This is a genomic window from Methyloceanibacter sp. (assembly GCF_050726195.1).
GTDB lineage: Bacteria > Pseudomonadota > Alphaproteobacteria > Rhizobiales > Methyloligellaceae > Methyloceanibacter.
This window is the reverse complement of sequence record NZ_JBOHJC010000022.1, coordinates 18,429-42,176: the sequence shown is the minus strand read 5'-3', so window position 1 is coordinate 42,176 and position 23,748 is coordinate 18,429. Positions and strand designations below refer to the sequence as shown.

The 23,748-nt window shown below is 64.1% G+C and carries 24 protein-coding genes and 2 pseudogenes; 13 read left to right on the top strand and 13 right to left on the bottom strand.

Annotated features, from left to right (window positions below; translation table 11 throughout):
- Nucleotides 1–81 precede the first annotated feature (81 nt).
- A pseudogene (locus ACRECX_RS14075) lies at nt 82–321 on the bottom strand (PBP1A family penicillin-binding protein); the annotation flags it as partial.
- Between the two features lie 301 nt (nt 322–622).
- Here ACRECX_RS14075 and ACRECX_RS14070 point away from each other — a divergent pair.
- On the top strand, nt 623–1,612 hold the full coding sequence (locus ACRECX_RS14070) for an MDR family oxidoreductase (protein WP_431559472.1): 990 nt from the start codon (nt 623–625) through the stop codon (nt 1,610–1,612).
- Between the two features lie 7 nt (nt 1,613–1,619).
- Here the strand turns inward: ACRECX_RS14070 and ACRECX_RS14065 are convergent, their stop codons facing one another.
- Nucleotides 1,620–2,504, bottom strand: a complete 885-nt coding sequence (locus ACRECX_RS14065) for an NAD-dependent epimerase/dehydratase family protein (RefSeq protein WP_431559471.1) — start codon at nt 2,502–2,504, stop codon at nt 1,620–1,622.
- Nucleotides 2,505–2,589: 85 nt separating this feature from the next.
- Here ACRECX_RS14065 and ACRECX_RS14060 point away from each other — a divergent pair, with 85 nt between their 5' ends.
- Together ACRECX_RS14060 and ACRECX_RS14055 are read left to right on the top strand one after the other, a co-directional pair.
- Nucleotides 2,590–3,114 (top strand): SDR family NAD(P)-dependent oxidoreductase, encoded by a 525-nt coding sequence (locus ACRECX_RS14060; RefSeq protein WP_431559470.1) that lies wholly within the window; start codon nt 2,590–2,592, stop codon nt 3,112–3,114.
- Nucleotides 3,111–3,239: an SDR family oxidoreductase gene (locus ACRECX_RS14055; RefSeq protein WP_431559469.1), complete on the top strand. Its 129-nt coding sequence runs from the start codon at nt 3,111–3,113 to the stop codon at nt 3,237–3,239. Before ACRECX_RS14060 ends, ACRECX_RS14055 begins: the two co-directional genes overlap by 4 nt.
- A 404-nt stretch (nt 3,240–3,643) precedes the next feature.
- Here the strand turns inward: ACRECX_RS14055 and ACRECX_RS14050 are convergent, their stop codons facing one another.
- Nucleotides 3,644–4,642 (bottom strand): MFS transporter, encoded by a 999-nt coding sequence (locus ACRECX_RS14050; protein ID WP_431559468.1) that lies wholly within the window; start codon nt 4,640–4,642, stop codon nt 3,644–3,646.
- Nucleotides 4,630–5,199, bottom strand: coding sequence for a hypothetical protein (locus ACRECX_RS14045; RefSeq protein ID WP_431559467.1), 570 nt, complete (start codon nt 5,197–5,199; stop codon nt 4,630–4,632). Before ACRECX_RS14045 ends, ACRECX_RS14050 begins: the two co-directional genes overlap by 13 nt.
- Before the next feature lie 162 nt (nt 5,200–5,361).
- Between ACRECX_RS14045 and ACRECX_RS14040 the strand changes: the two genes are divergently transcribed.
- Complete coding sequence (locus ACRECX_RS14040; protein WP_431559466.1) at nt 5,362–6,057, top strand: alpha/beta hydrolase family protein; 696 nt, start codon at nt 5,362–5,364, stop codon at nt 6,055–6,057.
- Here the strand turns inward: ACRECX_RS14040 and ACRECX_RS14035 are convergent.
- Both ACRECX_RS14035 and ACRECX_RS14030 read right to left on the bottom strand, forming a co-directional pair.
- Nucleotides 6,044–6,742, bottom strand: a complete 699-nt coding sequence (locus tag ACRECX_RS14035; RefSeq protein WP_431559465.1) for a zinc metallopeptidase — start codon at nt 6,740–6,742, stop codon at nt 6,044–6,046. The two genes, ACRECX_RS14040 and ACRECX_RS14035, sit on opposite strands and share 14 nt — an antisense overlap.
- Nucleotides 6,743–6,778: 36 nt before the next feature.
- A complete protein-coding gene (locus tag ACRECX_RS14030) occupies nt 6,779–8,335 on the bottom strand; it encodes an amino acid permease (RefSeq protein WP_431559464.1) in 1,557 nt (518 codons plus the stop codon).
- A gap of 266 nt (nt 8,336–8,601) precedes the next feature.
- Between ACRECX_RS14030 and ACRECX_RS14025 the strand changes: the two genes are divergently transcribed.
- Nucleotides 8,602–8,880 (top strand): hypothetical protein, encoded by a 279-nt coding sequence (locus tag ACRECX_RS14025; protein ID WP_431559463.1) that lies wholly within the window; start codon nt 8,602–8,604, stop codon nt 8,878–8,880.
- Nucleotides 8,881–8,990: 110 nt separating this feature from the next.
- Nucleotides 8,991–9,779 (top strand): substrate-binding periplasmic protein, encoded by a 789-nt coding sequence (locus tag ACRECX_RS14020; protein WP_431559462.1) that lies wholly within the window; start codon nt 8,991–8,993, stop codon nt 9,777–9,779.
- A gap of 5 nt (nt 9,780–9,784) precedes the next feature.
- Here ACRECX_RS14020 and ACRECX_RS14015 read toward each other — a convergent pair whose 3' ends face one another.
- Complete coding sequence (locus ACRECX_RS14015; protein ID WP_431559461.1) at nt 9,785–10,051, bottom strand: hypothetical protein; 267 nt, start codon at nt 10,049–10,051, stop codon at nt 9,785–9,787.
- A gap of 174 nt (nt 10,052–10,225) precedes the next feature.
- Between ACRECX_RS14015 and ACRECX_RS14010 the strand changes: the two genes are divergently transcribed.
- Nucleotides 10,226–11,032, top strand: a complete 807-nt coding sequence (locus ACRECX_RS14010; RefSeq protein WP_431559492.1) for a metallophosphoesterase family protein — start codon at nt 10,226–10,228, stop codon at nt 11,030–11,032.
- Here the strand turns inward: ACRECX_RS14010 and ACRECX_RS14005 are convergent.
- Complete coding sequence (locus ACRECX_RS14005) at nt 10,992–11,477, bottom strand: Crp/Fnr family transcriptional regulator (protein ID WP_431559460.1); 486 nt, start codon at nt 11,475–11,477, stop codon at nt 10,992–10,994. The genes ACRECX_RS14010 and ACRECX_RS14005 overlap by 41 nt on opposite strands.
- A 49-nt stretch (nt 11,478–11,526) precedes the next feature.
- Nucleotides 11,527–13,839, bottom strand: coding sequence for an AsmA family protein (locus ACRECX_RS14000; protein WP_431559459.1), 2,313 nt, complete (start codon nt 13,837–13,839; stop codon nt 11,527–11,529).
- Between the two features lie 222 nt (nt 13,840–14,061).
- Between ACRECX_RS14000 and gpmA the strand changes: the two genes are divergently transcribed.
- Both gpmA and ACRECX_RS13990 read left to right on the top strand, forming a co-directional pair.
- Nucleotides 14,062–14,802 carry a 2,3-diphosphoglycerate-dependent phosphoglycerate mutase gene (gene gpmA / locus ACRECX_RS13995; RefSeq protein WP_431559458.1) on the top strand — a complete coding sequence of 247 codons (741 nt, stop codon included), beginning with the start codon at nt 14,062–14,064 and terminating at the stop codon, nt 14,800–14,802.
- A gap of 228 nt (nt 14,803–15,030) precedes the next feature.
- Nucleotides 15,031–16,341, top strand: a complete 1,311-nt coding sequence (locus tag ACRECX_RS13990; protein ID WP_431559457.1) for an FAD-binding oxidoreductase — start codon at nt 15,031–15,033, stop codon at nt 16,339–16,341.
- Nucleotides 16,342–16,360: 19 nt separating this feature from the next.
- On the opposite strand, the gene ACRECX_RS13985 is transcribed toward ACRECX_RS13990, so the two are convergent.
- Together ACRECX_RS13985 and ACRECX_RS13980 are read right to left on the bottom strand one after the other, a co-directional pair.
- Nucleotides 16,361–16,681 carry a hypothetical protein gene (locus ACRECX_RS13985; protein WP_431559456.1) on the bottom strand — a complete coding sequence of 107 codons (321 nt, stop codon included), beginning with the start codon at nt 16,679–16,681 and terminating at the stop codon, nt 16,361–16,363.
- Between the two features lie 41 nt (nt 16,682–16,722).
- Complete coding sequence (locus ACRECX_RS13980; protein WP_431559455.1) at nt 16,723–17,418, bottom strand: hypothetical protein; 696 nt, start codon at nt 17,416–17,418, stop codon at nt 16,723–16,725.
- Between the two features lie 226 nt (nt 17,419–17,644).
- On the opposite strand from ACRECX_RS13980, the gene ACRECX_RS13975 reads away from it, so the two are divergent.
- The 4 genes and pseudogenes from ACRECX_RS13975 (at nt 17,645) to ACRECX_RS13960 (ending at nt 21,102) form a co-directional block, all read left to right on the top strand.
- Nucleotides 17,645–19,174 (top strand): glucosamine inositolphosphorylceramide transferase family protein, encoded by a 1,530-nt coding sequence (locus ACRECX_RS13975; protein ID WP_431559454.1) that lies wholly within the window; start codon nt 17,645–17,647, stop codon nt 19,172–19,174.
- 148 nt (nt 19,175–19,322) lie between these two features.
- The gene (locus tag ACRECX_RS13970) at nt 19,323–19,988 is read left to right on the top strand and encodes a haloacid dehalogenase-like hydrolase (RefSeq protein ID WP_431559453.1); all 666 of its coding nucleotides are present in this window, start codon (nt 19,323–19,325) and stop codon (nt 19,986–19,988) included.
- A gap of 36 nt (nt 19,989–20,024) precedes the next feature.
- Nucleotides 20,025–20,726 (top strand): annotated as a pseudogene (locus ACRECX_RS13965) (UbiA family prenyltransferase); the annotation flags it as partial.
- Between the two features lie 64 nt (nt 20,727–20,790).
- Complete coding sequence (locus ACRECX_RS13960) at nt 20,791–21,102, top strand: GtrA family protein (RefSeq protein ID WP_431559452.1); 312 nt, start codon at nt 20,791–20,793, stop codon at nt 21,100–21,102.
- On the opposite strand, the gene ACRECX_RS13955 is transcribed toward ACRECX_RS13960, so the two are convergent.
- Nucleotides 21,099–22,448: a hypothetical protein gene (locus ACRECX_RS13955; protein ID WP_431559451.1), complete on the bottom strand. Its 1,350-nt coding sequence runs from the start codon at nt 22,446–22,448 to the stop codon at nt 21,099–21,101. The genes ACRECX_RS13960 and ACRECX_RS13955 overlap by 4 nt on opposite strands.
- 29 nt (nt 22,449–22,477) lie before the next feature.
- Nucleotides 22,478–23,746: a glycoside hydrolase family 5 protein gene (locus ACRECX_RS13950; RefSeq protein WP_431559491.1), complete on the bottom strand. Its 1,269-nt coding sequence runs from the start codon at nt 23,744–23,746 to the stop codon at nt 22,478–22,480.
- Nucleotides 23,747–23,748: the final 2 nt, after the last annotated feature.

Genomic DNA, 23,748 nt, shown 5'->3' with positions numbered 1-23,748 from the left:
CGCGATCGATCCTGCAGAAGGTTCAGCGGACGATGCTTGTGTCATAGAAGGATCAGCAGGCGTGGGGGCCATTTGCGATTCGCTGGGGCCAGGTATGGCGATGGCTTGGCTCATAAAGCGTTTCCAGATCTCTGCGGGCAATGAACCTCCTGTAACCTGTTTCATCGGCGAGCGGTCGTCATTCCCGACCCAAACCCCAGCAACAAGATCTTCATTGAATCCGATGAACCAAGCATCGCGGTAATCCCCGCTTGTGCCGGTCTTACCCGCGGCGAATCCATGAAGTGCGGCCGCGCGTCCGGTTCCGCGCTGGACCAACAGCGATCCTGGCGCATCAGAGTACGCGCGCTAATGGCATTAGCGTCTCGATAGTCCTGCAGCCGCACGCGACCAGGAAGTCCGAATTCGAGTTCCGCCATGATCGTAGCCCCTTGTGCGAATCGGTATTATCGCAAAAAAGAGCCACTGGCAGGACTGTCTAGAATTGAGGGCCTTTTCGCCGTTTCCTTCGATTCGTCGACGAGTCACCGGCGCAAGCGGGGTGGTAGCCATCTGCCTGGGCCACAACTCAATGACGACAGTTTAAGGGGCAGCCTGCCGCCGCTAGAGCCATGAGAAAGATATGACCGAAAAGTTCCGGGCCTTACTCGTGACCAAAGATGGCGACCGGCAAAGCGTCGGGATCACTGAGCTGACAGGCGCGGATCTCATGGAAGGCGATGTCACCTTAGCGGTGGAGCACTCAACGGTGAACTACAAGGATGGCCTCGCGATAACGGGCAAAGCGCCCATCATCCGCAAATTTCCCCTCATTCCCGGCATCGACCTGGCCGGGAGGGTGTTGCGCTCGGAGGATCCTCGCTTCCAAGCCGGAGATCGCGTCGTGGCAAACGGCTTTGGTCTCGGCGAGACGCATCACGGCGGCTACGCTGAACAGGCTCGTCTCAAGGGCGACTGGCTTATCCGGCTCCCGGACAATATTTCGACAGCCCAAGCCATGGCGATTGGTACCGCCGGGTATACCGCCATGCTTTGCGTGTTGGCGCTAGAAAAGGAGGGAATCAAACCGGACAATGGCGATGTACTCGTGACCGGTGCTGCCGGTGGGGTGGGTTCAGTCGCGATCGCGCTCCTCGACAAGCTTGGCTATCGCGTCGTTGCCTCCTCCCGCCGGGCCGAGCAGGAAAGTGACTACCTACAAGGACTTGGCGCCGATGAGATCATCGATGCTCGCGAGCTTTCCGAAGCTGGAAACCCGTTGAGCAAGGAGCGCTGGGCGGGCGCGATCGACTCACTCGGCAGCCGGACGCTGGCCAACGTGCTGTCGCAGATCAAATATGACGGCGCAGTGGCGGCCTGCGGCTTGGCGCAAGGCTCCGATCTGCCCGCGACCGTCCTGCCGTTCATCCTGCGCGACATCACTCTTGCGGGCGTGAACTCAGTCCTAACCCCGCGAGAGAAGCGTGAAGAGGCTTGGGGTCGTCTGGCCACGAACCTCGATCCCGCCAAGCTCAGCAGCATGACGTCACGGGCAAGGCTTGAGGACGTGCCCTTTCTGGCGACCGAAATCCTCGCCGGCAAAACGCGAGGGCGCGTGGTCATCGATCTGTGAAGACCGATCAGCGAAGTCCTGGTGCCCGGGGGCCGATATAGGTTGGTATTACCTCCTCGATAGTCTTTGGTTGAATACCGAGGTCTTGGACATCTGGCAGGGCCCCGCTCGCCACATTGTCCGTCTTGAGAAGGTCGACCTGGCCGGTGGCGAGCGGTGGGTTAGGCAGGAACTCGAATAGTCGCGCCTTGACCTCGGCTACTGCAAAGGGAATCGGCACGAGCAGTCGCCTTTTGCCCATAAGCTGGAGCGTTATGTTGACCAGCTCCTGCAGCGTGTACACTTTGGGACCAGCAAGCTCGTAGGTCCGGCCGACGGTCCCGGGGTCGCTGAGGATGCTACTGATAGCCTCAGCCACGTCTTCCACGAAGATTGGCTGCAGTCGGGTAGAGCCGCCGCCGATCAGCGGCAGTGCTGGCAGCAGCCGAGCAAGCGCGGCGAGCGTGCCGAACAATGCATCGCCTGGACCGAACATGGCCCCCGGGCGGACGATCGTAGCCCTTGGGAACGCCTGCCGAACGAGCAGTTCGCCGCGTCCTCGAGCCCGGATGTATGGCGAGCTTGAATCGGGATCGGCGCCAATTCCGGATACAAGCACGAGCCGCGCAACCCTGGCCGCAGCTGCCTCCCGCGCTACATTCTCGGCCCCTCGTACATGCACAGCTTCGAAGGTCACCCCACCCTTCTCAACATAGGCCGAGACCGCGTTGACCACGGCGTCGGCCTCCCTAATGGCGGCGGCAACCGAGGCTTGATCCCGCACATCGGCGGCGATGACCGTGAGCCGTTCGAAACCCATCGATCGCATCTCAATCCGGCCGTCGGCGGTCAGGCGGTCTACCAGTCGCCGACCAAGGAAACCCCCACCGCCAAACACCACAACGGTCGCCATCCTTTGCTCCGGTACGCAGCGCGCGTAAGTTCCAGCGCTGTGAGCGGCTTTGAGCTATACTAAGACAAATATCGGATTAAACGACATGCAGGTCAGCCTGGAAGGCAAAGTCGCCATTGTGACGGGGGTGAGCGGCGATGGACAGGTGGGACAGGCCGTCGCCAAAGCGCTGGCAGATGCCGGCGTCGCGCTGGTGATTTCCGCGCGCACGCAAAGCAACGTCGAAGCGCGAGCCAAAGAGCTGCGAGACGCGGGCGCCCGCGTGTTTGCCATGGCCGGATCCTTGACTAATGAGGATCAGGTCGGGCGTCTGATCGGTGGTACCATTAATGAATACGGTCGGATCGACATCCTGGTGAATTTGGCAGGAGGATTGACACGTTATAAAGCCTCGGTAGAGCACACGCTCGATGATTGGCGTGCGGAGATCGACAATAACCTGTTGAGCGCGTTTTTGGCATCACGCGCAGCCTTCCCGCATCTGCAAGCAGCCGGTGACGGTGTCATCATAAACTTTGCGCGGGCTGGTCAGCCTCAGGCCAATATGGTCGCCTATAATTGCGCTAAGGCGGGAATTGAGGCGCTTACTCGCACGCTCGCGCTGCGATGAAACCAAAAGATTTGAAGCTTTGGACCAAACGCAATGATATCGCAGAGACTGTCGTCTTCCTCGCCTCGCCAGCCGCCGCCGGTATCACCGGCCAAGTCATCGCGGTCACTGGCTGGGGATTGTAGCGCGCAAGCCGTGCTCCGGGCGGCGACGCACCCAACCGACGGTCAGTCAGGTGGAATGGAACAAGGTCCCTGCTAATTCGAGGCGAATTCCCTGATCGGTCTCCAAAACTCCCTGCTCTGATTGTCAGGGAATTCACTGCTAAATCTTTGAATCTGTTCGAGAATGGGAGGATCGCACCGGCTTGCAGGCCTTAAAGGAGGCTAAATTCACTGTATTTTCCCGCAGAACAGGGAAATGGCAGCGGAGACGAGTTCGCCTATGACTGCCCCCACCGCCACCCTTCGCCCTTCGGGCTTCGGGTGGCAGGCCAGGCCTTCGCTAAGAAGCGCTTCCTCGCTGAGTAAAGTCTTCGCGCGTGCCGCGCTTCGCGGGATTAGCCTCAGGCCAAGGCGCGAAGGAGGGCTCATCGAGCCCTATCCGCCCTCAACATGCCAGCGTCGACGTCCCGCAGGTCACGGCCGCGCGTTTCGTGTCCTAGGCCCGCGATCAGCGCCATCGCCAGAAGTGCCGGTGCGGCGACTATCAGGGCGGCAATGCCAAACACCGGCACGGCACCGATCACGGCAAGACCTTGTGCAACGAGCCCGCCGAGCTTCGAGCAACCGGCTATCCAGCCGGTCGCGCGCCCGCGGATCCTGAGCGGATAACTCTCCGTGGTATAGGGCAGCAGGACAGAGATAACGCCGCACGAGCCGACGATCACCAGCACGAGGGACGGTATCGGGCTGCTAAGCCAACCGACATCGGCTCCGCGTAACAAGAAGCCAGCCAAGCCAAGCGTCATCACGCCCATCATGGTGATCAGCGACCACTTGGTGCTCCAGGCGCAATAGAGCCATGCTGACAAAACCACGGTCGGCATGGCGATGATCGTCGATTGAGCGATGAGACCGCTGGCGTCGCCGACGCTGCGGCCCTCGGACACAAGGAGGCTTGGCAGCCAGAGCAGCAGACCGAAGTTGACAAGGCCCCAGACCAGTGCGGCCATTGTGAGCGCGCCCGTGAGCCCGATAAAGGCCTTGTCGATTGGCGGGACGTAGGAATGATCCTCGGCACCAATCTCCGGCGCTTGATGGACCACGGCTCCGAAACGAGCCAAGGCGCGGCGTGCTTCGTCACCGCGACCCATCTGCTGGAGGAACCGGGCCGATTCCGGCAGTAGCGGGCTCAAAGCGATCAGAACGAGGCCGGTTGGCAGATTTAGAAACCACATGATGCGCCAGCCAAACTCCGGCTGCAGCAGTTCGGATGAGTAGCTTGCGGCGAAATAGCCACCCACAGCGCCAACCCCGCCGATCAGCACCAACATCCAGCCGCGATGCCGCGTCGGCATGATTTCAGCCAACAGGGCATAGGCAACGGGAAGCATCCCGCCCGCGGCCATGCCCATCAGGAGGCACATGAACACGTTCCACCAGAAATCGGGCTGGCACCGCAGATCGACGTGCCGATGAATACGACCGAAGAAAGCAGTATTGCCGCCCGGCGCCCATAGACATCCGCGAGCGCGCCCCACAGGAACGAGCCGATCACCGTGCCGGTCAGGGCCGCAAGCGGCAACCACGCGACGGTTTCAAGCCCAACACCATATTCCGCCCGCATACCTGGAGTGACAAACCCCAGGCTTGCCGGCTTCATGATGTCGATGATGAACGCGAGCGCCAGGAGCCCCGCGATGCCCCAGTGCATGCGCGTGAGCGGCGCGTTTTCAGGTGGGACAATGGTCTCGATGACGCGCTCTTCGCGAGGCGTGGTCTTCGGCAACAATCCGTAAGCTGCCAGGCCCACACCCATGACGATCAGCGCCATGCCCCAGTACATGGCTGCATCCATCGGCATGTCGACCAGCCGATACCCGGTGTCGGCGCCCATGGCGAACATGGGAACGTGCAGCACAACGCCGACAGTCACGATGGCGCAGCCAAGCAGAAAAACGAGCGCGTTGCGCCGCTCCTCCATCTGTAGGACGCTAGACAACCCGCTACCGAGTGGAAGAGCCCTGTTGGTCAGACCACGCCCCCGTTTGCCACCGTCAAAATTCAGGCCATGGCGGCTGGTAACTTACATCGCCGTCACCATCCGAATTAAGGCGAAAGTTTTGACCTCAAGTCCGGTCCGGCCATGCGTTCGCAAATAGGCGACCTTGGTAATTTACTTGCCATCCCGGTCGGCGACCAGCGGCAGGTGTCGGGCCTGCTGCAAGCGCCGCGGGGAGCGCGCGCTTGCTACGTCCTGGCCCATGGCGCTGGCGCCGGCATGTTGCACCCCTTCATGGCGTCCGTCGCCGATGGACTCGCCGAACGAGGCGTTGCCACCCTGCGCTACCAGTTTCCCTATATGGAGGAGGGCCGCAGACGCCCCGATGCGCCGGAGCTTGCGCAGGCCACCGTCCGCGCGGCCGTCGCCGAAGCCTCACGCCTGCTGCCCGAGCTTGCTCTCGTTGCCGGCGGCAAGTCATTTGGCGGCCGCATGACGTCCCAAGCGCAAGCCAAGTCGCCGCTGCCGGGAGTGCGCGGTTTGGCGTTTCTCGGCTTCCCGCTTCATCCCGCCGGACGTCCCTCTGACGAACGCGCAGTGCACTTGTTCGAGGTCGAGGTCCCGATGTTGTTCCTGCAAGGAACACGCGATGCCCTTGCCGATACCACGTTGATGGAGCAGCTGGTCATGAGCCTCGGCAAGCGGGCGACCTTAAAGCTGTTCCCGGACGCGGATCATTCCTTCCATGTGCCTGCAAGGACCGGTCGCCGGGATGCGGAGGTCATGGCCAAAATGCTGGATGCACTGTCGGCGTGGCTCGAGACGGTCACTGTTGGCTAGAGCGCCCGCGGAACAAGAGCACGAACACGTAGAACAGCCACACCCCGATGGCTGAGACCGCCGCCGCCACGTAGGTCCACGCCGCGGCGCTCAGCACCTTCTCGACGCCGGCGACCTGCTGCTCTCCGCTTATGATCCCGTGCTTCACCAGAAGCTCCTGCGCCCGCGCGCTCGCGTCGAACTCGACCGGCAGGGTGAGCAGGGCGAGCACGAAGGACGAGCCGAACAGGATCACGCCGGCCCAGGTCAACGCGTCGAGCTGCAGGATGAGCCCCGCGACGAACAGCCAAGGCGCGGCCTGGGAGGCGAGCTGCACGACCGGCACGATGTAGGTCCGCGCCTCCATAGGGAAGTAGTCCTCCGCGTCCTGTAACGCGTGCCCCGCCTCGTGCGCGGCGATGCCGGCGGCGGCGACCGTCGGCGCGAAGTAGACTTGCTGGCTTAGGCGCAACACCTTGGCCCGCGGGTCGTAATGGTCGCTCAGCATGCCTGGTGTCGATTCGACGGCGACGCTGCGCAAGCCCTGCGCGTCGAGCAGCCGGCGTGCCACCTCGGCGCCGGTAATGCCGCTCTCTGTCGGCACTTGGGAATACTTGGCGACGTTCGCCTTGATGCGCGACTGGGCGTAGAGGCCAAGCAACAGGCCGGGAAGGACGAATATCCAGAACAGCGGATCCTCGAACATGCTCCGGCCTCGGCCCCTGTGGTTGGATGACGCCCGCTACGGCTTTCGATCCCCGCGATGCCTGATGGCAAACTCCTCCTCCGGCGACAGGACGAGATTCTTCCGTCCATGGACCGCGAAGTAGAGGATCGTCAGCCCGTACCAGATCACCACGCCGATGATGCCCGTGCGATAGGTCGGATCGGCAAGCTGGAAGCCGATGGTCACGAGAGCGATGATCACGGTGAGCGCGGCACCAACGGTGCCGAACGGGCTCCTGAACGGACGCTCGATATGGGGGAACCGCCGGCGCAGTTGGATGAAGGTCAGCGCCTGTAGCAGGTACGAGAACATGGCGCCGAACACGGCCATGTTGAGCAGGACGCCGCCAATGAACGATCCCGCTTCCTTGCCGCCCATGGTGAACCATACGACCAGCATGACCGCGAGCCCGATCACCGCGCTCGTGATGAGCGCAATGTTCGGCGTCTTGTGCTTGGCATCGGTGATCGACAGGAAATGCGGGAAATAGCCCGCCCGCGACAGCGAATAAATCTGTCGTCCGCCGGCGAAGATGATGGCATGGAAGCTCGCCACCAGGCCGACGACGGCGGCGAGCGCCAGCGCCCCCGCCGCATGCAGATCGAAGATCGCGCGGAAGCCGTCGAGGATCGGCTCGCCCGAGGTGCCGAGCGCGAATGCGCCATGCACCGTCGTGGTCGCGCCGCTCGCGTCGGTCACCGTGCGCTCGATGGGAATCGACGGGTTGAGGAAGAGAACGAGGAAGCCCAGCGCGATCAGGGTGAACATGCCGAGCATGATGCCCCTCGGCATGTCGCGTTTCGGATCGACAGATTCCTCCGCCGCCAGCGGCAGTTGTTCGATGGCGAGGAACAGCCAAACCGCGAAGGGCATCGCCGCGAGCACCCCGTAGACGCCGAACGGCAGGAACGGGCCGTTGCCCTCCGGCAACTCGACCGCCGCGCCGGTCACGGGATCGGCGCCGATATTCAGCGCGTATCGGTTGAAATCGACGAACGGGATGGCGCTGATAAAAAACGTAACGAGGACTGCGACGGCCATCAAGGTCACCATGGCGGTGACCATGAATGACAGCTCGACGCCGCGCGCGTTGGCGGTGACGAAGATAATGTACCCCGCGATCCAGTAGAATGGCTGCCACTCGGGCGGCGTGCCGAAGATCGCCGTGAGATAGGTGCCGATGAAGTAGACGATCACCGCCGGCGTCAGCACGTATTCGATGTTCTCGGCGACGCCGGTGATGAAGCCGCCCCATGGCCCGAACGCCGTGCGGGCGAAGGAATAGGCGCCGCCGGTGTGCGGCAGCGCCGGGCTCATCTCGGCGATGGAATAGGTGAGGCCGAGATACATGATGGTGATGAGGATGGTGCCGACAAACATGCCGCCCCAGCCGCCGGCGGCGAAGCCGAGGTTCCAGCCCGAGAAATCTCCGGAGATGACCGCGGCGACGCCGAGCGCCCAGAGGTAAAAGACGCCGGCATGGCGCCTAAGCTCGCGATCCTCGAAATAGCCGAGGCCCGCCGCCTGGTAGGAAACGCCGCCCTCCTGCTTGCTGCCGGCTTTGTCGGCCATTCGCTACTCCCCGTTGCCTCTCGTTCCATTATAGCAAACTGGGGCGGCTGGCTTCACCCCGCGGTGCGGCAGCCCTCATTTTCGTAGCATCCAAGCCGACTCGGGGAGATTGTCAATCGCTGCCCTGCGGCGAAGAGAGCCGCACGGGACCTGGCGCTGCCCGTCATGCCCCTGCCTCAATACTAGAGGAGCCTATCGTCCAAACGTGGTAAAACCCGGCTTCACGATAATAAAGAGGGTCGTAGATCATGAGGGATCGCTCGAGCTTGCCTATCGCTATCGCCTTGACGGCGTGCTTCGCGTTCGCGGCGCCATCGACGGTCTGGTCTCAGGCGGGCACCATCTCCAAGGACATGCAGAATAACTGCACGAACGATTACAAGAAGTTCTGCGGCGACTACGGGCTCCAGACAGCGGCGCTCAACCTTTGCATGAAGAAGGCCGGCCCCGGCCTATCGCCGGCCTGTGTCCAGGCGCTGGTCAAGGCCGGAAAGGTCTCGCAAGCCGAAGTCGACAAGGTCAAGGCACAGGCCAAGGGGCGGTGACGCCCCGTCGCTATGCCGATCGATACACGGCCGAGCTTGCCTCTTATCACTCGGGAATGATCCCAATCTCACTTCACGCTCCGCTCGATCCGGGAACAAGGATGCTGACAATGAAACGAACTCTCTGCCTGAGCGTGCTTGCCGTCTCGATGCTGGCGTCCACCGCCGCGGTGGCCGAAGACACCTGCACCAAGATCGTCTCCACGGGCCACCCCCAATACCCCGCCATCGCCTACAAGGAGGGCGACCGCATCGACGGCGCCGCGCCGTCCCTGGTCGAGGCCGTCGCCAAGCAGAACAACGTCCCGCTCGAATCGAAATACATGGGGTCTTGGTCCAAGGCCCAGGCTGCGGCGCGGGAAGGCAAGGCCGACATGATCGTCGGCATCTACTACAATGACGAGCGCGCCCAGTATCTCGACTATGTGCAACCGGCCTTCGTCTACGACCCGGTCGTCGTCTTCGTCGCGAAGGACAAGAAGTTCGACTTCACCGGCCAGGACGATCTGATCGGCAAGAAAGGCGCGACCAACGAAGGCGAAAGCTACGGCAACCAGTTCGATGCCTTCATCAAGGACAAGCTTGACGTCGCCCGCACCGACGGCATCGATGCCGCGCTCGACGATCTTCTGGCCGGCAAGGTCGACTACGTGATCGCCGGCTATTATCCCGGCGTCGCCGAGGCGGCGAGACAGGGCATCAAGGACAAGATCGAGCCGCTCGAGCCGGCGCTCCTCTCGGCCGAGATGTTCGTGGCCTTCTCCAAGAAATCGCCGTGCAAATCCCTGGCCCCGCAGTTCGGCCAGGGCATCACCGAGATGACGACCGATGGCCGGTTCCACAAGATGCTGCTCGGCGACATGGCCGAGTGGGACCTCGAGAACAAGCCGGAAAACTAGCCGCCTTAAAGCGGGCGTCGCTGCCTTGTCCCGACCGGAACCCCGTCGATCAGCTCGGCGCTTGCCGATTCCACTTGGTTGCCTAGGATGAGCTGGGTCCAGGGTTTCGCCTGATTGTCGAGATGCGCACCGAGCCAGACGAGGGCAATGCCGCCCGTGAGCACGATAAGCTCCACGAGCTGATAGCGGCGCACGGCGCGCCAGACCTTGCCGCGCTGCTTCGGCCGAAAGAACCGCTTCCGCTGGTAGTGGGGCGTGATTAGGTGAACCATGGACGGGTGGCGGCACGGGGGCTTACGGGGGATTCCGCGCCGCGATCCGACGGTCTACCAGCCGAGTCCAAATAAACCGTTCATCGTCGGTAAGACCGGCTTGCGCTCGCCCGCGAACAAGGCTTCAAGGTGAGCAAAGTCTTGACGGGGAAATATGGAACGCCCAAGCAGCCCATGCGCCTGCTCCTGGTCTCCGACTTCCACTATTCGTTGCCCCTCTTCGACTGGGTCGTGGAGGTCGCCGGCGACTTCGATGTCGTGGTCATGGCGGGGGACCATCTCGACCTTGCCTCGATCGTCGACGGCCGCGCCCAGAGCGTCGTCGTACAGAAGTATTTCAATAAGCTCCAAGCCAAGACGCGGCTCCTGATCTGCTCCGGCAATCACGACCTCGATGCCAAGAACGCGGCCGGCGAGAAAGTCGCCAGATGGCTGCTCGGCGACCGTAATAAGGGCGTGCTGTCGGACGGCGACTCGCTCGCCGTCGGCGATACTTTGTTCACCATGTGCCCGTGGTGGGACGGCCCGGTGTCGCGCGCCGCCATCGGCGAGCAGTTCGCCAAGGCCGCCGCCCTCCGGCAGGCACGGTGGATTTGGATCTACCATGCGCCCCCGGCCGACTCCCCGGTCGCCTGGGCCGGCCAGCGCCATTTCGGCGACGCCGAGCTGCGGCGGTGGATTGAGACCTTCCAGCCCGACATCGTCATGTCCGGCCACGTGCATGAGGCGCCCTACGTCAAGGACGGCTCATGGGTCGACCGCATCGGGTCCACCTGGATCTTCAACACCGGGCACTACCTCGGTGCGCCGCCGGCTCACATCATCATGGACACCGAAGCCGGCGAGGCGCTGTGGCTCTCCGCCGCCGGCAATCAGTATGTCCGGCTCGATGGGGAGCTGGAGCGGCCGGTGCCGAAACTGCAAGCCATACCCGGCTGGCTCAAAGCCGCGGATCAGCCTCCCGCTCCGGGCCAAGGCTGAAATCCTGGCTCTGCTGGTGGATCAGCGTCTCGAGCACCTCGCCGACCATTCCAAGATGGTTGCCGTGGCCTTCGAACTGCCGCTTCAGGTCGACGAGATAGGTGGTGGCGGCGTTGAGGCGCTCGGCGAGCAGCCGTCCGAGCAGGAACGCGATCTCGGGATTCGATCGCAGGAAGCGTTCGGCATCGTCGAACACGTAGACGGTAACGGGCGAGAGCGCCCGCACCGTGGCCGTGTGCGGCCGGTTGAGCAGCACCGACATCTCGCCGAATACGGCGCCCGGGTCCTCCACCACGGCCACCTGCGTGTCGCCGCGCAGCACCTCGATGGCGCCCGCGGCCAGCACATAGAGACGTCCCGACGTCTCGCCCTCGGACAGGAGCACCGTGCCTTCCGCGAGGTCCTCGCGCGGCGCGCCATCGCACTTGTCGAGGATCGACCCCATGGGAGGAGCCTATCCTCCGCGCCCGCGATGTCAAACGGCCATGTCGCCGCTACTGGTTGTTGAGAAAATTCTCAAGGAGCTGCCGCGCAGCGTCTTCGGCGTCGAGCTTCTGCTTGGCATCGGGCGCCGGCTCCGACGTGGCCTGCTTCTTGTCCTTCTTGCTCTGCTTCGCCGTCTTGTCCTTGGACTTCTTCTTGGCCTTGGGCTCGGCCTCGGGCGTCACCGTCGCTTGGGGCGCTGGCGCCTCCGGCTCGGTCGCCGCCGGCGCAGGCGCAGGCTGGTCCTTATTGAGGAGCCCACCCAGTCCCTCGATCAGCGCGTCCTTGTTGACCTTGCCGTCTTGAATGATTTTGGGCAGCGCGCCCGTCTTGTCGAGCTTCTCCATACCCGGCAGCTTCACCACGCCGTCGCCGAACTGTTTGAATCGCTCATACGCCGCCGCCGGGTTCTCCAGAATGCCCTTGATGTCCGGGTAGATCTTGGGCCGCGCCCAGGGGCCGACGACCATCACCGGCACGCCGAGTCCGGCGAGGTCCTTGTTGCCGCCTCGGCCTTCGAGCGAGGCGACAAGCTGGGGGTCGACCTTCATTTTGAGCTGCTTCGCCGGCAAATTGACCGCGCCGGCGCCCGTCATGCGGACGAGCGGGCCCGCGAGGAGCAAGTCGTCCGTCGTCGCGTTGCCTTGCGCCACTTTGAAGCTCGCCCCGAGCGAGGCAAAGTCCGTCTTCTCCGCGTCGCCACCCTGCCACCCCTCGACGATGCCGGTGCCGAGATTACGCAGCATCTTGGCGATGTTGACGCCGCGGATGGCGCCGTCGACGAACTTGAAGTTGGCGGTGCCGTTGAGAGTGGACACAATGGCCCGCTGGCTCGCGCCGCTCCCGCTCAGGTCGAGGTTGATCGTGCCGCGACCTTCCAGATTCTGAAACCCCGCGGCGTCCTTGAGGAACGGATAGGCGTCGAATTTGGTGAGCGAGAGCTGGACCCGCTGCGCCGGCGTCTTGCCGCTCGCGTCGACGACTGCGACCGCCTTGCCGCCGCCGCCATAGAGCTTGAAGTCCGACAGCGCGGCGTTGAGCTTGCCGCCGGACAGCGCCGCCTGGATTGTCACCGGGCTGATCTTGATTTGGTCGTAGATCAGCTCCTCGGCGGAGACGGCGAATTTGCCGTTCACCTGTCGGAGCGGCGAATAGTCGATCGGCGCATTGCTCCAGCCGGAATTGGCGGAACCACCGCCCCCACCACTCCCACCACCACCGCCGCCACTTCCGCCACCACCCCCGCCACTACCGCCGCTACCGCCGCCTGACGGCTTCGACGCGGGCTTGCCGGTGAGCGCGTTGACGTTGAGCGTCTTGGTCGCGAGCGAGGCGACGACATAGGGCACTTTGTTGGTGAGATCGGCCGTCACCGACCCGGACAGGAGATGGCCGCGCACATTGGCGCGCAGCGGGTTCACCGTGACCTTGTTGTCCTTGTAGATGGCGTTGCCGGCGAAGCTGTCGCGGCCCAACGTCGCCGTGAATTGGCTCAGTGTGACGGCATCATCCTTGTAGACCGCCGTGCCCGACAGGGTCTTGTCGCCGGACTTTGCGCTGAACTGGCTGAAGCTGAGCGCGTCGTTCTTGTACGTAGCAGTGCCGTTCAGGCTTGCCGGCGCATCGAGCGCGCCCGGAGCGTCGACGGCGAGCTTGACCGGCGCCGGCGCGCCTTCGAGGAACTCGCCGAAATTGCCGATTGAGCCGTTCGCCTTGATCGCCTTGCCGTCGACGACGGCGGCCACATCGAATGACAGTGGCTTGGTGAAGGCCGGGAGCGAGGCCTCGAGGTTGAGCTTCTCGATGCGTTTGCCTGGCGTATCGCCCGGCGGCGGCAAAATCACCGTCCCGTTCTTGATGACGAGCTCATCGAGGGTGAGGGTCTTGAGCCTCTCGGCAACCGGCGCGACGCCACCACCAGACTGCCCGTCGCCGCCACCGGCCGCGGCGCCGCCCGCTTGCGGCTTGGCCGCGGTCTTCGGCACGGCGATGACCGGGTCGATCAAGGTCAGCTCGGTCACACGCATCTTGCCGTCGAGCAGACCCTGAAGCATCAGCCCGAACTTGACCGTCTTGGACGTCGCGAACTCGGCCTCGCCCACAGCCGGCTGCGCGACGCCGACGTCCTCGGCTACGAGTTGGAGCGACGGGAACAGAGTGATGTCGACCGGGCCGGTCACCCGCAAGCGATAGCCGGTCGCGGACTCCACCTGCGCGAAAATTTGGCTGCGCACCTCATCGGTGGAAATGAACAGCGGGCCGACGAAGACGATCGCCACGGCGAGGACGACGATGGCGGTCAGAACCGAGAAGATCAGGCGCACGCGTCCCTCCGGAGTCGAAACGCTTTGGTTGCGGGGATTAACCCCTCAAAAACGGCTTAAAACCCCCGAATCACGTGGCTGAACCTAGCCTGATTCTTCCAGTTACCGGGGAAATGGGGGGAAATCACGGCCAACGGGGCCTCGGCGGAAACCGGCTCTCCGGCTTGCTCTGCCGGTCGCAGCCCCATAAACCAACAGTTGGCCGACGGCGGAGACCCCTAAATGCCGCGATTGATCCTCTTGCGACACGGCGAAAGCGTGTGGAACCGGGACAATCTTTTCACCGGGTGGACTGACGTCGACCTGGCACAAGCCGGCGTGGCCGAGACGAAGCGCGCCGCTGCGCTGCTGCGGGCGCACGATATCCGCTTCGATCATTGCTTCACCTCGGTCCTCAAGCGGGCGATTCACACGGCGTGGATCGTGCTCGACGAGATGAACCTCGCTTGGCTTCCCGTGTCGCGAAGCTGGCGCCTCAACGAACGCCACTACGGCGCGCTGCAAGGCCGCAACAAAGACCAGATGCGCCGGGAGGTCGGCGACGAGCAGGTGCACAAATGGCGGCGCAGCTACCGGGCCCGCCCGCCGGCCCTCGAGGTGACCGACGAGCGCTATCCTGGCCACGACCCCCGATACGCGCTCATTCCGCGCGACCAGCTGCCGCTCACAGAAAGCCTCGAGGACACAGTCGCCCGTGTGATCCCCTATTGGCAGGAGCGGGTCGAGCCGCTGCTGATGGCCGGCCGGACAGCGCTCGTCGCGGCGCACGGCACGAGCCTCCGAGGCGTCGTCAAATATCTAGACAAGATCTCCGACGACGAAATCGAGACGTTAGAGATCCCGACCGGGAAGCCCCTCGTCTACGAACTCGATGCAGGGTTACGCCCCGTTCGCAGCTACTATATCGACGACACCGATGAACACTCCGCTCTGCCCGAGGGACGCCGGGCTCGTTCCCGCTAGGTCAGATTCTCTGTGCTCGCTTCCCACGAAGAACGCCGCCATCGCAAACGCAAGGCGAGGAGGAATGCCTCGCGGCAGACGGCGTTTGGCCGCCGCACGTTCCTGACCGCGGCGGCCGGCGCCTTGCTTGGTCTTTGCGGCCTGCCTCGTCGCGCCTTGGCCGCGGCCGAGACTGGCGCTGAGGTCGACGCTGACTGGGATGAGTTGGCTCGCGCTCTTGGCGGCCGCTTGCTGCGCCGAGACAGTTTCGACTTCACCCGGATCGCCGCGCCCTGGAACCTACGCTTCGCGTCGGTCGTCCCGGCCGGCATCGCCCGCTGTGGGTCGGCCGATGACGTGCGCACCGCATTGCTCTGGGCCGAAGCCAATAATGTGCCGCTTGCGATCCGCTCGGGCGGACACTCCTACGCGGGCTTCTCCACCACCGCCGGTCTCCTGATCGACGTGTCGCCGATGAGTCACGTGGCCTTTGACGGCGAGTCTGGCCGCGCTCGCCTCGGCGGCGGCGCGCGCAACACCGATGTCCATGCAACCTTTGCTCGTCTTGGCCGGTCCATAACCCATGGCCGTTGCCAAGGCGTTGGCGTCGCGGGCCTGGTGCTCGGCGGCGGCGTCGGCTTCAGCCAGCGCTTGAGAGGACTGACCTGCGACCGTCTGATCGAGACCGAGATCGTCACCGCGTCTGGAGAGCTCCTGCGCTGCAGCGCCGAGGAGAACGCCGATTTGTTCTGGGCCTGTCGCGGCGGCGGTGGCGGCAATTTCGGCGTCAACACGTCCTTCACGTTCGATACCTTCCCGGTGGGTGTGGTGACGGTATTTCGTCTGGTCTGGACCAGCAGGCTGAGCGATGTCCTGCCGGCGCTGCTCGATCATCTGCCGGCAATGCCCGACCGGTTCGGCTGCAAATTCCTTGTCGATGCGGGTCAAGCCGAGCGGCTTGAGCTCCTTGGCCAGTTCGTCGGCACCGAAGGAGAAGTGACCGCGTTGCTCGCGCCGCTTCTCCGGAGCGCGCGCCCGGCTCAACAGGACATGCGCACGCTTCCCTATTGGGATGCTCAGGATTTTCTGTCAGAGGACGACACGCCGGAATACGTGCATGAGCGTTCGCGCTATCTCTATCGGATCGCGTCAGCGGAGGGCGCGCGCACGATCCTCGACTATCTCCGCCGCTTTCCGGGAACGCATGCCGGAGCCAACTGGAAAGTGTTTCTCGCCGGCGGCGCGGTGGCGAAGGTAGCGCCCGACGCCACTGCCTTCGTGCATCGCCAGGCGCTGATGCTTTCCAGCATTGAGCTCAACTGGACGGCCGATGACGACGCTGCCACGCTCGCCCGAAACGAGAGTTGGCTCGCCGAGTTCCACGCGGCCATGCAGCCCCACGCCTCGGCTGAGTGCTATCAGAACTTCATCGATCCCGCCGAGACCAACTATCTGCGCGCTTATTACGGCACGAATCTCGAGCGACTGGTCGAGATCAAGCGCCGCTATGACCCGCGCAACGTATTCCGCTTCGCGCAGAGCATCCCGCTATCGCTGTAACGCGCTGATGTTGATCGGTCTAGGGCGGTCCGTAATTCTCCGGCGCGTAGCCGGCGCACGAGCCTTTGAGACGGATGTCGCCGCCGAGGATTTGGCACAGCTTCACCTTGGTCAGCGGATCGTTGCGCACTTGCGCCCCGGTCACCTTCCACCCGTAGCTGCGGGCGACCACGGCGATCTGCTCTTCCTCGCAATAGGGCGTGGCGATCAGCCCGTATTTGGTGACCTGGAAATTGCCCTTGCACTGGATCTTCGCGGCCGCAGGTTCGGGCACCATGAGCCCGAGGAGCGCCGCACCCAATAGGCCAGCCGCAAGTCCACGTGCATATCCTCGCATCATCGCCTCCATTGCGCGGTCTTATAGCACGAACGCCGATGCGTTCAGCCTTCGACGGACTGAAGAGCGGCACCTAGCACGTCATCCACATAGGCATAGGCCTCGCCGTTTGGCCAGACTGCGGCGGGGCTGCCATCGGCGACGGGCTTGCCGTCCCGCAGCGTGAGCCGCGGCAGTGGTAAACAGACGAAGGTCTCGCCGGCCGTCCAGAACGTGCCGAGCCCCGCCAGCATCGCGTCGACGAAGGGCAGATAGGCCTCGTTCAAATCCAGCAAGCGCTCGTTGTCGACGGCGGAACTGGCGATCAGATCCCTGAGCGCCGCGGTGACCAGGTGCACCATCGGATGAACACTATAGCCGGCATCGCCGCCGACGATCTCCATGACGCTGAGATCGAAGAGGTCGAGGTCAAGTGTCTCCGCGAGCCGCGTCTCGGCTTCGCTCTGCGCCTTACGATAAGTCCTCCACACCGCATCGTCGCGTTTCAGGTCGATCGTGGCCTGATCGTCGAGCGCTTGCATGGTCAGGTACCAGCGGCGCATTTCGGAGTCTTCGAAATCGACGCCGCCGAGGGCGCGCTTCGCCTCCAGCGGCCCCATCGCCCAACTGAAGGCGACATCGCGAAAGGCAATCAGCCGCGCGTGTCGCCGCAGCGCTTCCTCCACCGCCAGCGGATCGAAATAAGGCCGCGTGGGATCCATCCCATTGAGCCGCGATATGAACTTCTCCACCTCGTCCACGACGCCACCCTCCCCTGAAGCACCCTCTTGACGGGGCGTGTCGGTCTTTGCGAGCCGTCAGATTTTCAAGGCTTCGCTCCGAAGAACCTAAGGCAATTGGAGCGCTCCGGCGACCGCCTTGTGCGTCATCAGTGCGTCATGAACACAGCGCTCCGGGGAGCAGCAAATTAACTAAGCAGTGGTTAGAACGGCGCGCGCCACGCCTTGAGGCTGATATGCATGGTGCATGATCGCAACCTCCATCGCCATGCCCAACCGCGAGACGCAAGGCGCGCCCACGCCCGAACCCTTGACGGTGCTCTTTGTGCTTGATCGGAGTTGCGTCTGGCGCTGGCAAGCCTGGCTCGCCAAGGCCTTTGCCGACGATGGTTGCACCGTCGCTGTGCAGTTCGCGGAAACGCGCCAAGGCTTGCCGTCGGCTCTGCGCCTACTCATGGCACTTGAGGGGTTGCTGTTCGCCGCGCCGTCCGAGCGGGCAAGCGAACATCTCGGCGACGCGGAGATCGCCGCGCTGCCTGTGGCCGACGCAGGCGCTCATTGCGATCTCGCCATCGACTTCACTGGCGCCGCCGCGAACATAGATGCCGACCGCATGTTGCGCCCGGCTTTCGATGGCATTGCCGGGGATGCAGGCGCTATCGCCGCGGTGCTCGAGCGCCGTTCGCCCCGTCTCGGTCTCGCCGGTGACGACGAGGGATTGAGCGAGCAGGGCAGTTGCGCGCTGGAGGATCCTGAGATTTTCAGTCGCGGGCTGGACGGCGTGTTCTCTCGCATGGCGGATTTGCTGCTCAACGCGGCGCGCGGGCGCGAGCCGGCAGGGTGCGCCGGCAGCAAGGTCACGCCACCGCCGACCACTTCAAGCGCTATCGCTCCGGCTGCGTTCTTCGCAACGTCGATCGCCAACAAGGCCTCGGCGCGGATTGCGCGCTTGCTGGGCGAGGCGCCGCGCTGGCAGGTCGCCTGGCGGCACGGCGGAAGCGCACATGCTCACGATACCCTCGATATCGCCTGGCGGGACTTCACCCGCCTCCCCGACGATGCCGCGCGCTACTACGCCGACCCGTTCGTCCTCATGCGCGGCAACATCGCTCATGTGTTCTGCGAAGAGGTTCCCTTTGCCACCGGCAAGGGCGTCATTTCGCATTTCACCATTGACACGGCGGGCCGTGCCTCGACGCCGCGTCCGGTTCTGGAGCGGCCTTATCACCTCTCGTACCCCTTCGTGTTCGAGCGCGACGGCCATGTATGGATGATCCCCGAGACCTCGGCGAACCGCACGGTTGAGCTTTACCGCGCAGAGCGGTTTCCCGACCGCTGGGTCAAAGAGGCGGTGTTGCTCGATCGCGTGCTCGCCGACGACGCGACCCTCGTGGAGCACGGCGGCCGGCTGTGGATGTTCGCCGGGGTGCGCGATTGGCAGGCGTCGAGTTGGGAGGCGCTCGGCCTGTTTCACGCCGATACGCTCTTCGGGCCATGGCACGCACATCCTGGAAACCCGGTTTTGCTCGACCCTGCCGCTTCCCGGCCGGCCGGCGCGCTGTTCATGCATCAAGGCCGGCTCATCCGCCCGGCGCAGGACTGCCGCGCGCGTTACGGTGCAGGCCTCGCCTTCGCCCGCATCGACCGGCTGGACGAGGAGGGATTTGCACAAGAGGTCGTGGCGCGGACCGCGCCGGAAACGCGGGGAACCAAGGGGTTGCACACCTATAACTGCGCCAGCGAGGTCGAGGTGATCGACCTGTTCGCCACTGGCTGACCGGCCGGAATTCTCAAGGAAATCCGGCGTTTCCAAGAGGGTTACGGGCGCACCTGCGAGGGAACTGGCCCGGATTCTGCAGATTCAGAGGGGAGTTCGATCAATTCGGGACACCCAACGTGCTCCCGGCTCCACCCTGGCACACGCGATGGCCGACATCACCTCTTCCCTTCCCGGCGCGGCCTCCACCTCCCTCCGGTCCCGGCGATCGCGGAGCAGCCATCGTGTCGCGAAGGCTGTCCCTAAGACGGCCGCGCTTCCCCTGGTCGTCGACCTCGACGGCACCTTGATCCGCAGCGACCTCCTCATCGAAAGCGCCTTCGCCCATCTCGGCCAGAACCCGCTGCGTATCCTCGGGCTGCTGTCGGCGCTGTTCCGCGGCAAGGCAGCGTTGAAAGCGCATATCGCCAAGGCCACGGCGATTGACGTGACCGGTCTGCCTTACGATGAAAGCGTGCTTGCGTTGATCCGCGATGCACGCGCCGAGGGCCGGCCTGTCTACTTGGTCTCCGCCAGCAACGAGCGCTACGTCTCGGCCGTCGCCGCCCATCTCGGCGTGTTCGATGGTTGGTTCGCCTCAGACTCCTCCGAGAATCTCTCCTCGGCCGCCAAAGCAGACCGCCTGGTCTCCGTCTTTGGCGGGGGCGGCTTCGACTATCTTGGCAACGGCGAGGCAGATCTCGCCGTATGGAAAGTCGCACGCCGATGCCTGGCGATCCGAGCTTCCGCCGCGGTCCGCGCCAAACTGCTAGAGTTCGCCCCCGACGCCACTCTGCTCATTTCCGGTCGAAGCACGCTCCGCGCCTGGGCGTAGCTCTTGCGCGTCCACCAATGGGCCAAGAACGCACTTGTGCTGGTTCCGCTCCTCACCTCGCACAGCTTCACCATCGCCGCCTTGGGGCAAGCGCTCGGCGCCGCGTTCTGCTTCTGCCTCGCCGCCTCCAGCATCTACATCCTCAACGATCTCGTCGATCTCGGGGCCGACCGCGCCCATCCCACGAAGAAAAAGAGGCCTCTGGCGGCCGGAACCGTTTCGATCCTCGACGCGCTCCTCGCCATCCCGCTTGTGCTCGCTGCCTCATTGATCGGCGCTTACCTGGTATCGCCATGGTTCGCCGCCATCCTAATCGGCTATATCGCGCTGACCACGGCCTACACTTTCGTGCTGAAGCGCAAGATGATGGTCGACGTCATCACGCTTGCCTCGCTCTACACCATAAGGGTCATCGGCGGCGCGGTGGCGATCGCCGTGCCGGTGTCGGAGTGGCTGCTCGCCTTCTCGATGTTCATGTTCACCGCGCTCGCGCTGATCAAGCGCTATGTCGAGCTGTCGGCGCTGCTCGATGCGGATCTGCCGAACCCGGCCAACCGCAATTATCGCAAGTCAGACCTCAACATCGTCGCCATGCTGGCGATGGCGACCGGGTTCAACGCCATCACGGTGTTTGCCCTCTACATCTCGTCGGACGCCGTGCGAGAGCTCTATCGCCGACCCGAGGCGCTGTGGCTGATCTGCCCGGTGCTGATGTATTGGCTGGGCCGCACCATGATGCTGGCGCATCGGCGCCTGATGAACGACGACCCTGTCGTCTTTGCGCATGCCGCTCGGGCTGTTCATGCCTTATTGGACGTCGATCGTGATCTCCCAGGCGATCGGCATGGCCTACGGCTTCGTGATCTTCAGGGCCTGGGCCTTCGCCGGTTTCGAGCGGCGGTCAGTTCTCCTTCAGATCAGGGACTTTCTGCTGGTGAATCTCGCCGGCGCGATCACCACCATTGGCGTGGCGATTCCTCTACGAAATCTCCTGCTCGCGGCGTTCGACGCCCCGGTCATGGCCGATCCGGCGGCGCACGCCATCGGCATCGCCGCCGGCGCCGTAGTGAACTACCTGGGACACAAGCAATATACGTTCAGGGCAGCGCGCTAGACGTCGGGCTGGGCGGCTCGCCGCCTCCGCCGGAACAGCGGCAGGGCCGCCACTGCCATGAGGCAGAGCGCGAACTCCGCGGGCGCCCGCTGCCGCGACTGCACTGCATCGACCGCCTGCGCCATCGCCGCGATGTAGAGGGCAAAGCCGATGAGCAGAAGCCGGAACCGGTAGGTGTCGCGTGGCGCCTTCTCCCGCAGCCAGACGAGAGCACCAAGCGCGGAGCAAATCATAAAGCCGGCAAAGAGCAAGCTTCCCCCAATGGAGATCGTCATGAGACCCGGGTTCTGGCGAAAGATGTCGGCAAGCGCCCCTATCGCCCCCTCCTGCTCGACCTTGGCGCGCCATCCCGCTTCGGGATCCTGAAGCGTGGCTCGGCTCTGGGGAAATAGATCGAGATAATCGAGCACGATGCGCTCCACGCCCGACTTGAGGCCGATAGCGGCAAGATCGCGCGCGCTGTGTGCAGCCGCCGCCCCGGGATGGTCGATGACGAATCGCGCATATTCACTGAGGCTCATACGACCCTCGGCGGACACTTCGAGCGCCTCGCGCTCAACGGCAGGCATGGAGGCCGTCATGCGCATCGCCCGCCCATAGAGATTATGGCTAAGGTCGTGCCCCGACTGACCCATCGAGAATACGCCGGTCTCGGCATACATGAGGCCCATCCACAGGACCAAAGGCGCGAGCGCCGCGATGAGATAGGCTATGCGGGCGCGCGAGCCGATCGGAGCGAAGATCGCGTAGATCACCGGCCAAGCCATGGTGACCGGCCTCACCAAGGTCGCCAGCCCCATGGCAAGCCCGCCACGGCCTTGCGCCGCCGACAACATAGCACGCACGCACACCGCGAAACTCAAGATCACCAAGGGCACGGAGATGGCTTCGGAGGCGAGCTGGTGCGGAAATACGAGGCTGTGGGGAAGGATGCCATAGAGGGCGGCGGCAGCGCTCGCACGGGGAGAGCCGAGACCGAGCCTGAGACCGATGTCACGCACCCACACGATCGACAGCAGGACGAGCAGCACCTGCACGGCGATGACCAGATACTGGCCGCCGGTCAGGTAGAGCAGCGCCTGCGGCAGCCAGTCGCCGACGATGCCGTGTTTGGTGAGATAGGCGGGGATGCCGCCGCCCGATTGCCAAGTCTCGCCAAGACCCTTGATGACGTGCATGCGCTCCGTCGCCCGGTCGGCGTTGAGAAAGCGGTCCGGATGCGAAAGGTCGTAGCCGAACATCAGGAGATGCAGAGCCGCGAACGGGGCGACCAGCTGCCACGGGACTCGCTGCTCCCGGCCGGCAACGCACCAAGAAGAGTCGATATGGTCTGCGGCCGCGCTCATCGTTTTGTCCTTTGGCGTCGCATGTGAGACTAGTCGCCCACCGGCAGCGCGGCCCGCTGCGACATGCCGATGGCCTCCATGGCGACGGAATCGGCGTCGGTATATTCCCAGTAGGCCCACCCCACGCCGAGCGCGTCCGCCTCGCGCCGCACCGCGTCGAGCCAGCGGAACCGGTCGGCATCGAGTGCACCGCCGCTCCGCTCGGCGTTTGGCGCAAGTGCGCTGAACTCTCCGAGCAGGAGCCGGCTCGTGGGTATGCCGTTCTGCTTGGCCCAGGCCCGCACCTCGGCGAAGCGCGACTTGATCTGCGCCTCGCTCCAGCCTTCCTCCATGTAGATGGCGAGGTGCCGGCGCACCTTCGCGAGCCTTGCCGAATGCTCGGCCGCAGTAAGGTCGTACTGGCTCAGCACGAGCTTAGAGAAGATCATTGCCAAGTCGGTTGCCGCATCGTCCGCCGGCCAGGGCACGCCCTTGACGTCGCGCGCCTCGCCTACGCCCTGATGGGTGAAGCTGTGCGGCTCGTAGAAGTGGAAGCTGTAGATCAGACGGTCGTCATCGAGCCGCGCCGGATCGAGCTCGGTGAGGCCCGTGATGTTGCCGCCGCACGCCCCGGACACGACGAGAGTCAAGCCGGGAGCCGCCTCGCGCACCGCACGCACGAGCCCGATCAGCACGGATTCCCACTCCTCGCCGCCGGTGCCTTCGCAAGGGTAGAACTGCGGCTCGTTCATCAGCTCGAGCGCGGTCTTGTCGGTACCGACACGCGCGAGCATCTTCGCCACCGACGCGACGACGGAACGGTAGCGCGCGGACATCGGCGCATCGGCGGGCCCCTCGATCGATTCGGCCGACCAAGCCTTCACCTGGCCGACCGGGTGGAGGTCGAGGACCACCTTGAGGCCCACTTTGCTGACAGCACGCACGCTCTCTTCGAGCCGGGTGACCGCCTCGTCCCGCCGTTTGCCATCGCTCGACAGCAGCGGACCTGGATCGACCGATAGACGAACAAAGTCGAAGCCCATGGCCTTGATGCGCTCGAAGTCCCCCGCGCTCCCCCACTCACCAAGGTCGTGATAAGGCGGCCAGCGGTAGTCTCCCGCCTCCGTCAGCGGCGCCCAGTTGAGCCAGGCGTGGATGCTGACCCCGCGCTCGAGTTTGAGCGGCTGTTCGCTCGCACACACATTTGTCGACGCGCCCGTCGTCAACGTGGCGATGAGGCCGAGAAGAACGAGTGGGATGATAAGCCACCAAGCCAGCTTCCGGCGATCGAGGGATGCAATCGTGTTGATAAAGGACATGG

Excerpts from the sequence above, each read along its gene's own strand:
- ACRECX_RS14070 (WP_431559472.1), top strand. The coding sequence starts at position 623 with ATGACCGAAAAGTTCCGGGCCTTACTCGTGACCAAAGATGGCGACCGG.
- ACRECX_RS14065 (WP_431559471.1), bottom strand. The coding sequence starts at position 2,504 with ATGGCGACCGTTGTGGTGTTTGGCGGTGGGGGTTTCCTTGGTCGGCGA.
- ACRECX_RS14060 (WP_431559470.1), top strand. The coding sequence starts at position 2,590 with ATGCAGGTCAGCCTGGAAGGCAAAGTCGCCATTGTGACGGGGGTGAGC.
- ACRECX_RS14055 (WP_431559469.1), top strand. The coding sequence starts at position 3,111 with ATGAAACCAAAAGATTTGAAGCTTTGGACCAAACGCAATGATATCGCA.
- ACRECX_RS14050 (WP_431559468.1), bottom strand. The coding sequence starts at position 4,642 with ATGTGCCTCCTGATGGGCATGGCCGCGGGCGGGATGCTTCCCGTTGCC.
- ACRECX_RS14045 (WP_431559467.1), bottom strand. The coding sequence starts at position 5,199 with ATGGAGGAGCGGCGCAACGCGCTCGTTTTTCTGCTTGGCTGCGCCATC.
- ACRECX_RS14040 (WP_431559466.1), top strand. The coding sequence starts at position 5,362 with ATGCGTTCGCAAATAGGCGACCTTGGTAATTTACTTGCCATCCCGGTC.
- ACRECX_RS14035 (WP_431559465.1), bottom strand. The coding sequence starts at position 6,742 with ATGTTCGAGGATCCGCTGTTCTGGATATTCGTCCTTCCCGGCCTGTTG.
- ACRECX_RS14030 (WP_431559464.1), bottom strand. The coding sequence starts at position 8,335 with ATGGCCGACAAAGCCGGCAGCAAGCAGGAGGGCGGCGTTTCCTACCAG.
- ACRECX_RS14020 (WP_431559462.1), top strand. The coding sequence starts at position 8,991 with ATGAAACGAACTCTCTGCCTGAGCGTGCTTGCCGTCTCGATGCTGGCG.
- ACRECX_RS14015 (WP_431559461.1), bottom strand. The coding sequence starts at position 10,051 with ATGGTTCACCTAATCACGCCCCACTACCAGCGGAAGCGGTTCTTTCGG.
- ACRECX_RS14010 (WP_431559492.1), top strand. The coding sequence starts at position 10,226 with ATGCGCCTGCTCCTGGTCTCCGACTTCCACTATTCGTTGCCCCTCTTC.
- ACRECX_RS14005 (WP_431559460.1), bottom strand. The coding sequence starts at position 11,477 with ATGGGGTCGATCCTCGACAAGTGCGATGGCGCGCCGCGCGAGGACCTC.
- gpmA (WP_431559458.1), top strand. The coding sequence starts at position 14,062 with ATGCCGCGATTGATCCTCTTGCGACACGGCGAAAGCGTGTGGAACCGG.
- ACRECX_RS13985 (WP_431559456.1), bottom strand. The coding sequence starts at position 16,681 with ATGATGCGAGGATATGCACGTGGACTTGCGGCTGGCCTATTGGGTGCG.
- ACRECX_RS13975 (WP_431559454.1), top strand. The coding sequence starts at position 17,645 with ATGATCGCAACCTCCATCGCCATGCCCAACCGCGAGACGCAAGGCGCG.
- ACRECX_RS13970 (WP_431559453.1), top strand. The coding sequence starts at position 19,323 with ATGGCCGACATCACCTCTTCCCTTCCCGGCGCGGCCTCCACCTCCCTC.
- ACRECX_RS13960 (WP_431559452.1), top strand. The coding sequence starts at position 20,791 with ATGCCTTATTGGACGTCGATCGTGATCTCCCAGGCGATCGGCATGGCC.
- ACRECX_RS13955 (WP_431559451.1), bottom strand. The coding sequence starts at position 22,448 with ATGAGCGCGGCCGCAGACCATATCGACTCTTCTTGGTGCGTTGCCGGC.
- ACRECX_RS13950 (WP_431559491.1), bottom strand. The coding sequence starts at position 23,746 with ATGTCCTTTATCAACACGATTGCATCCCTCGATCGCCGGAAGCTGGCT.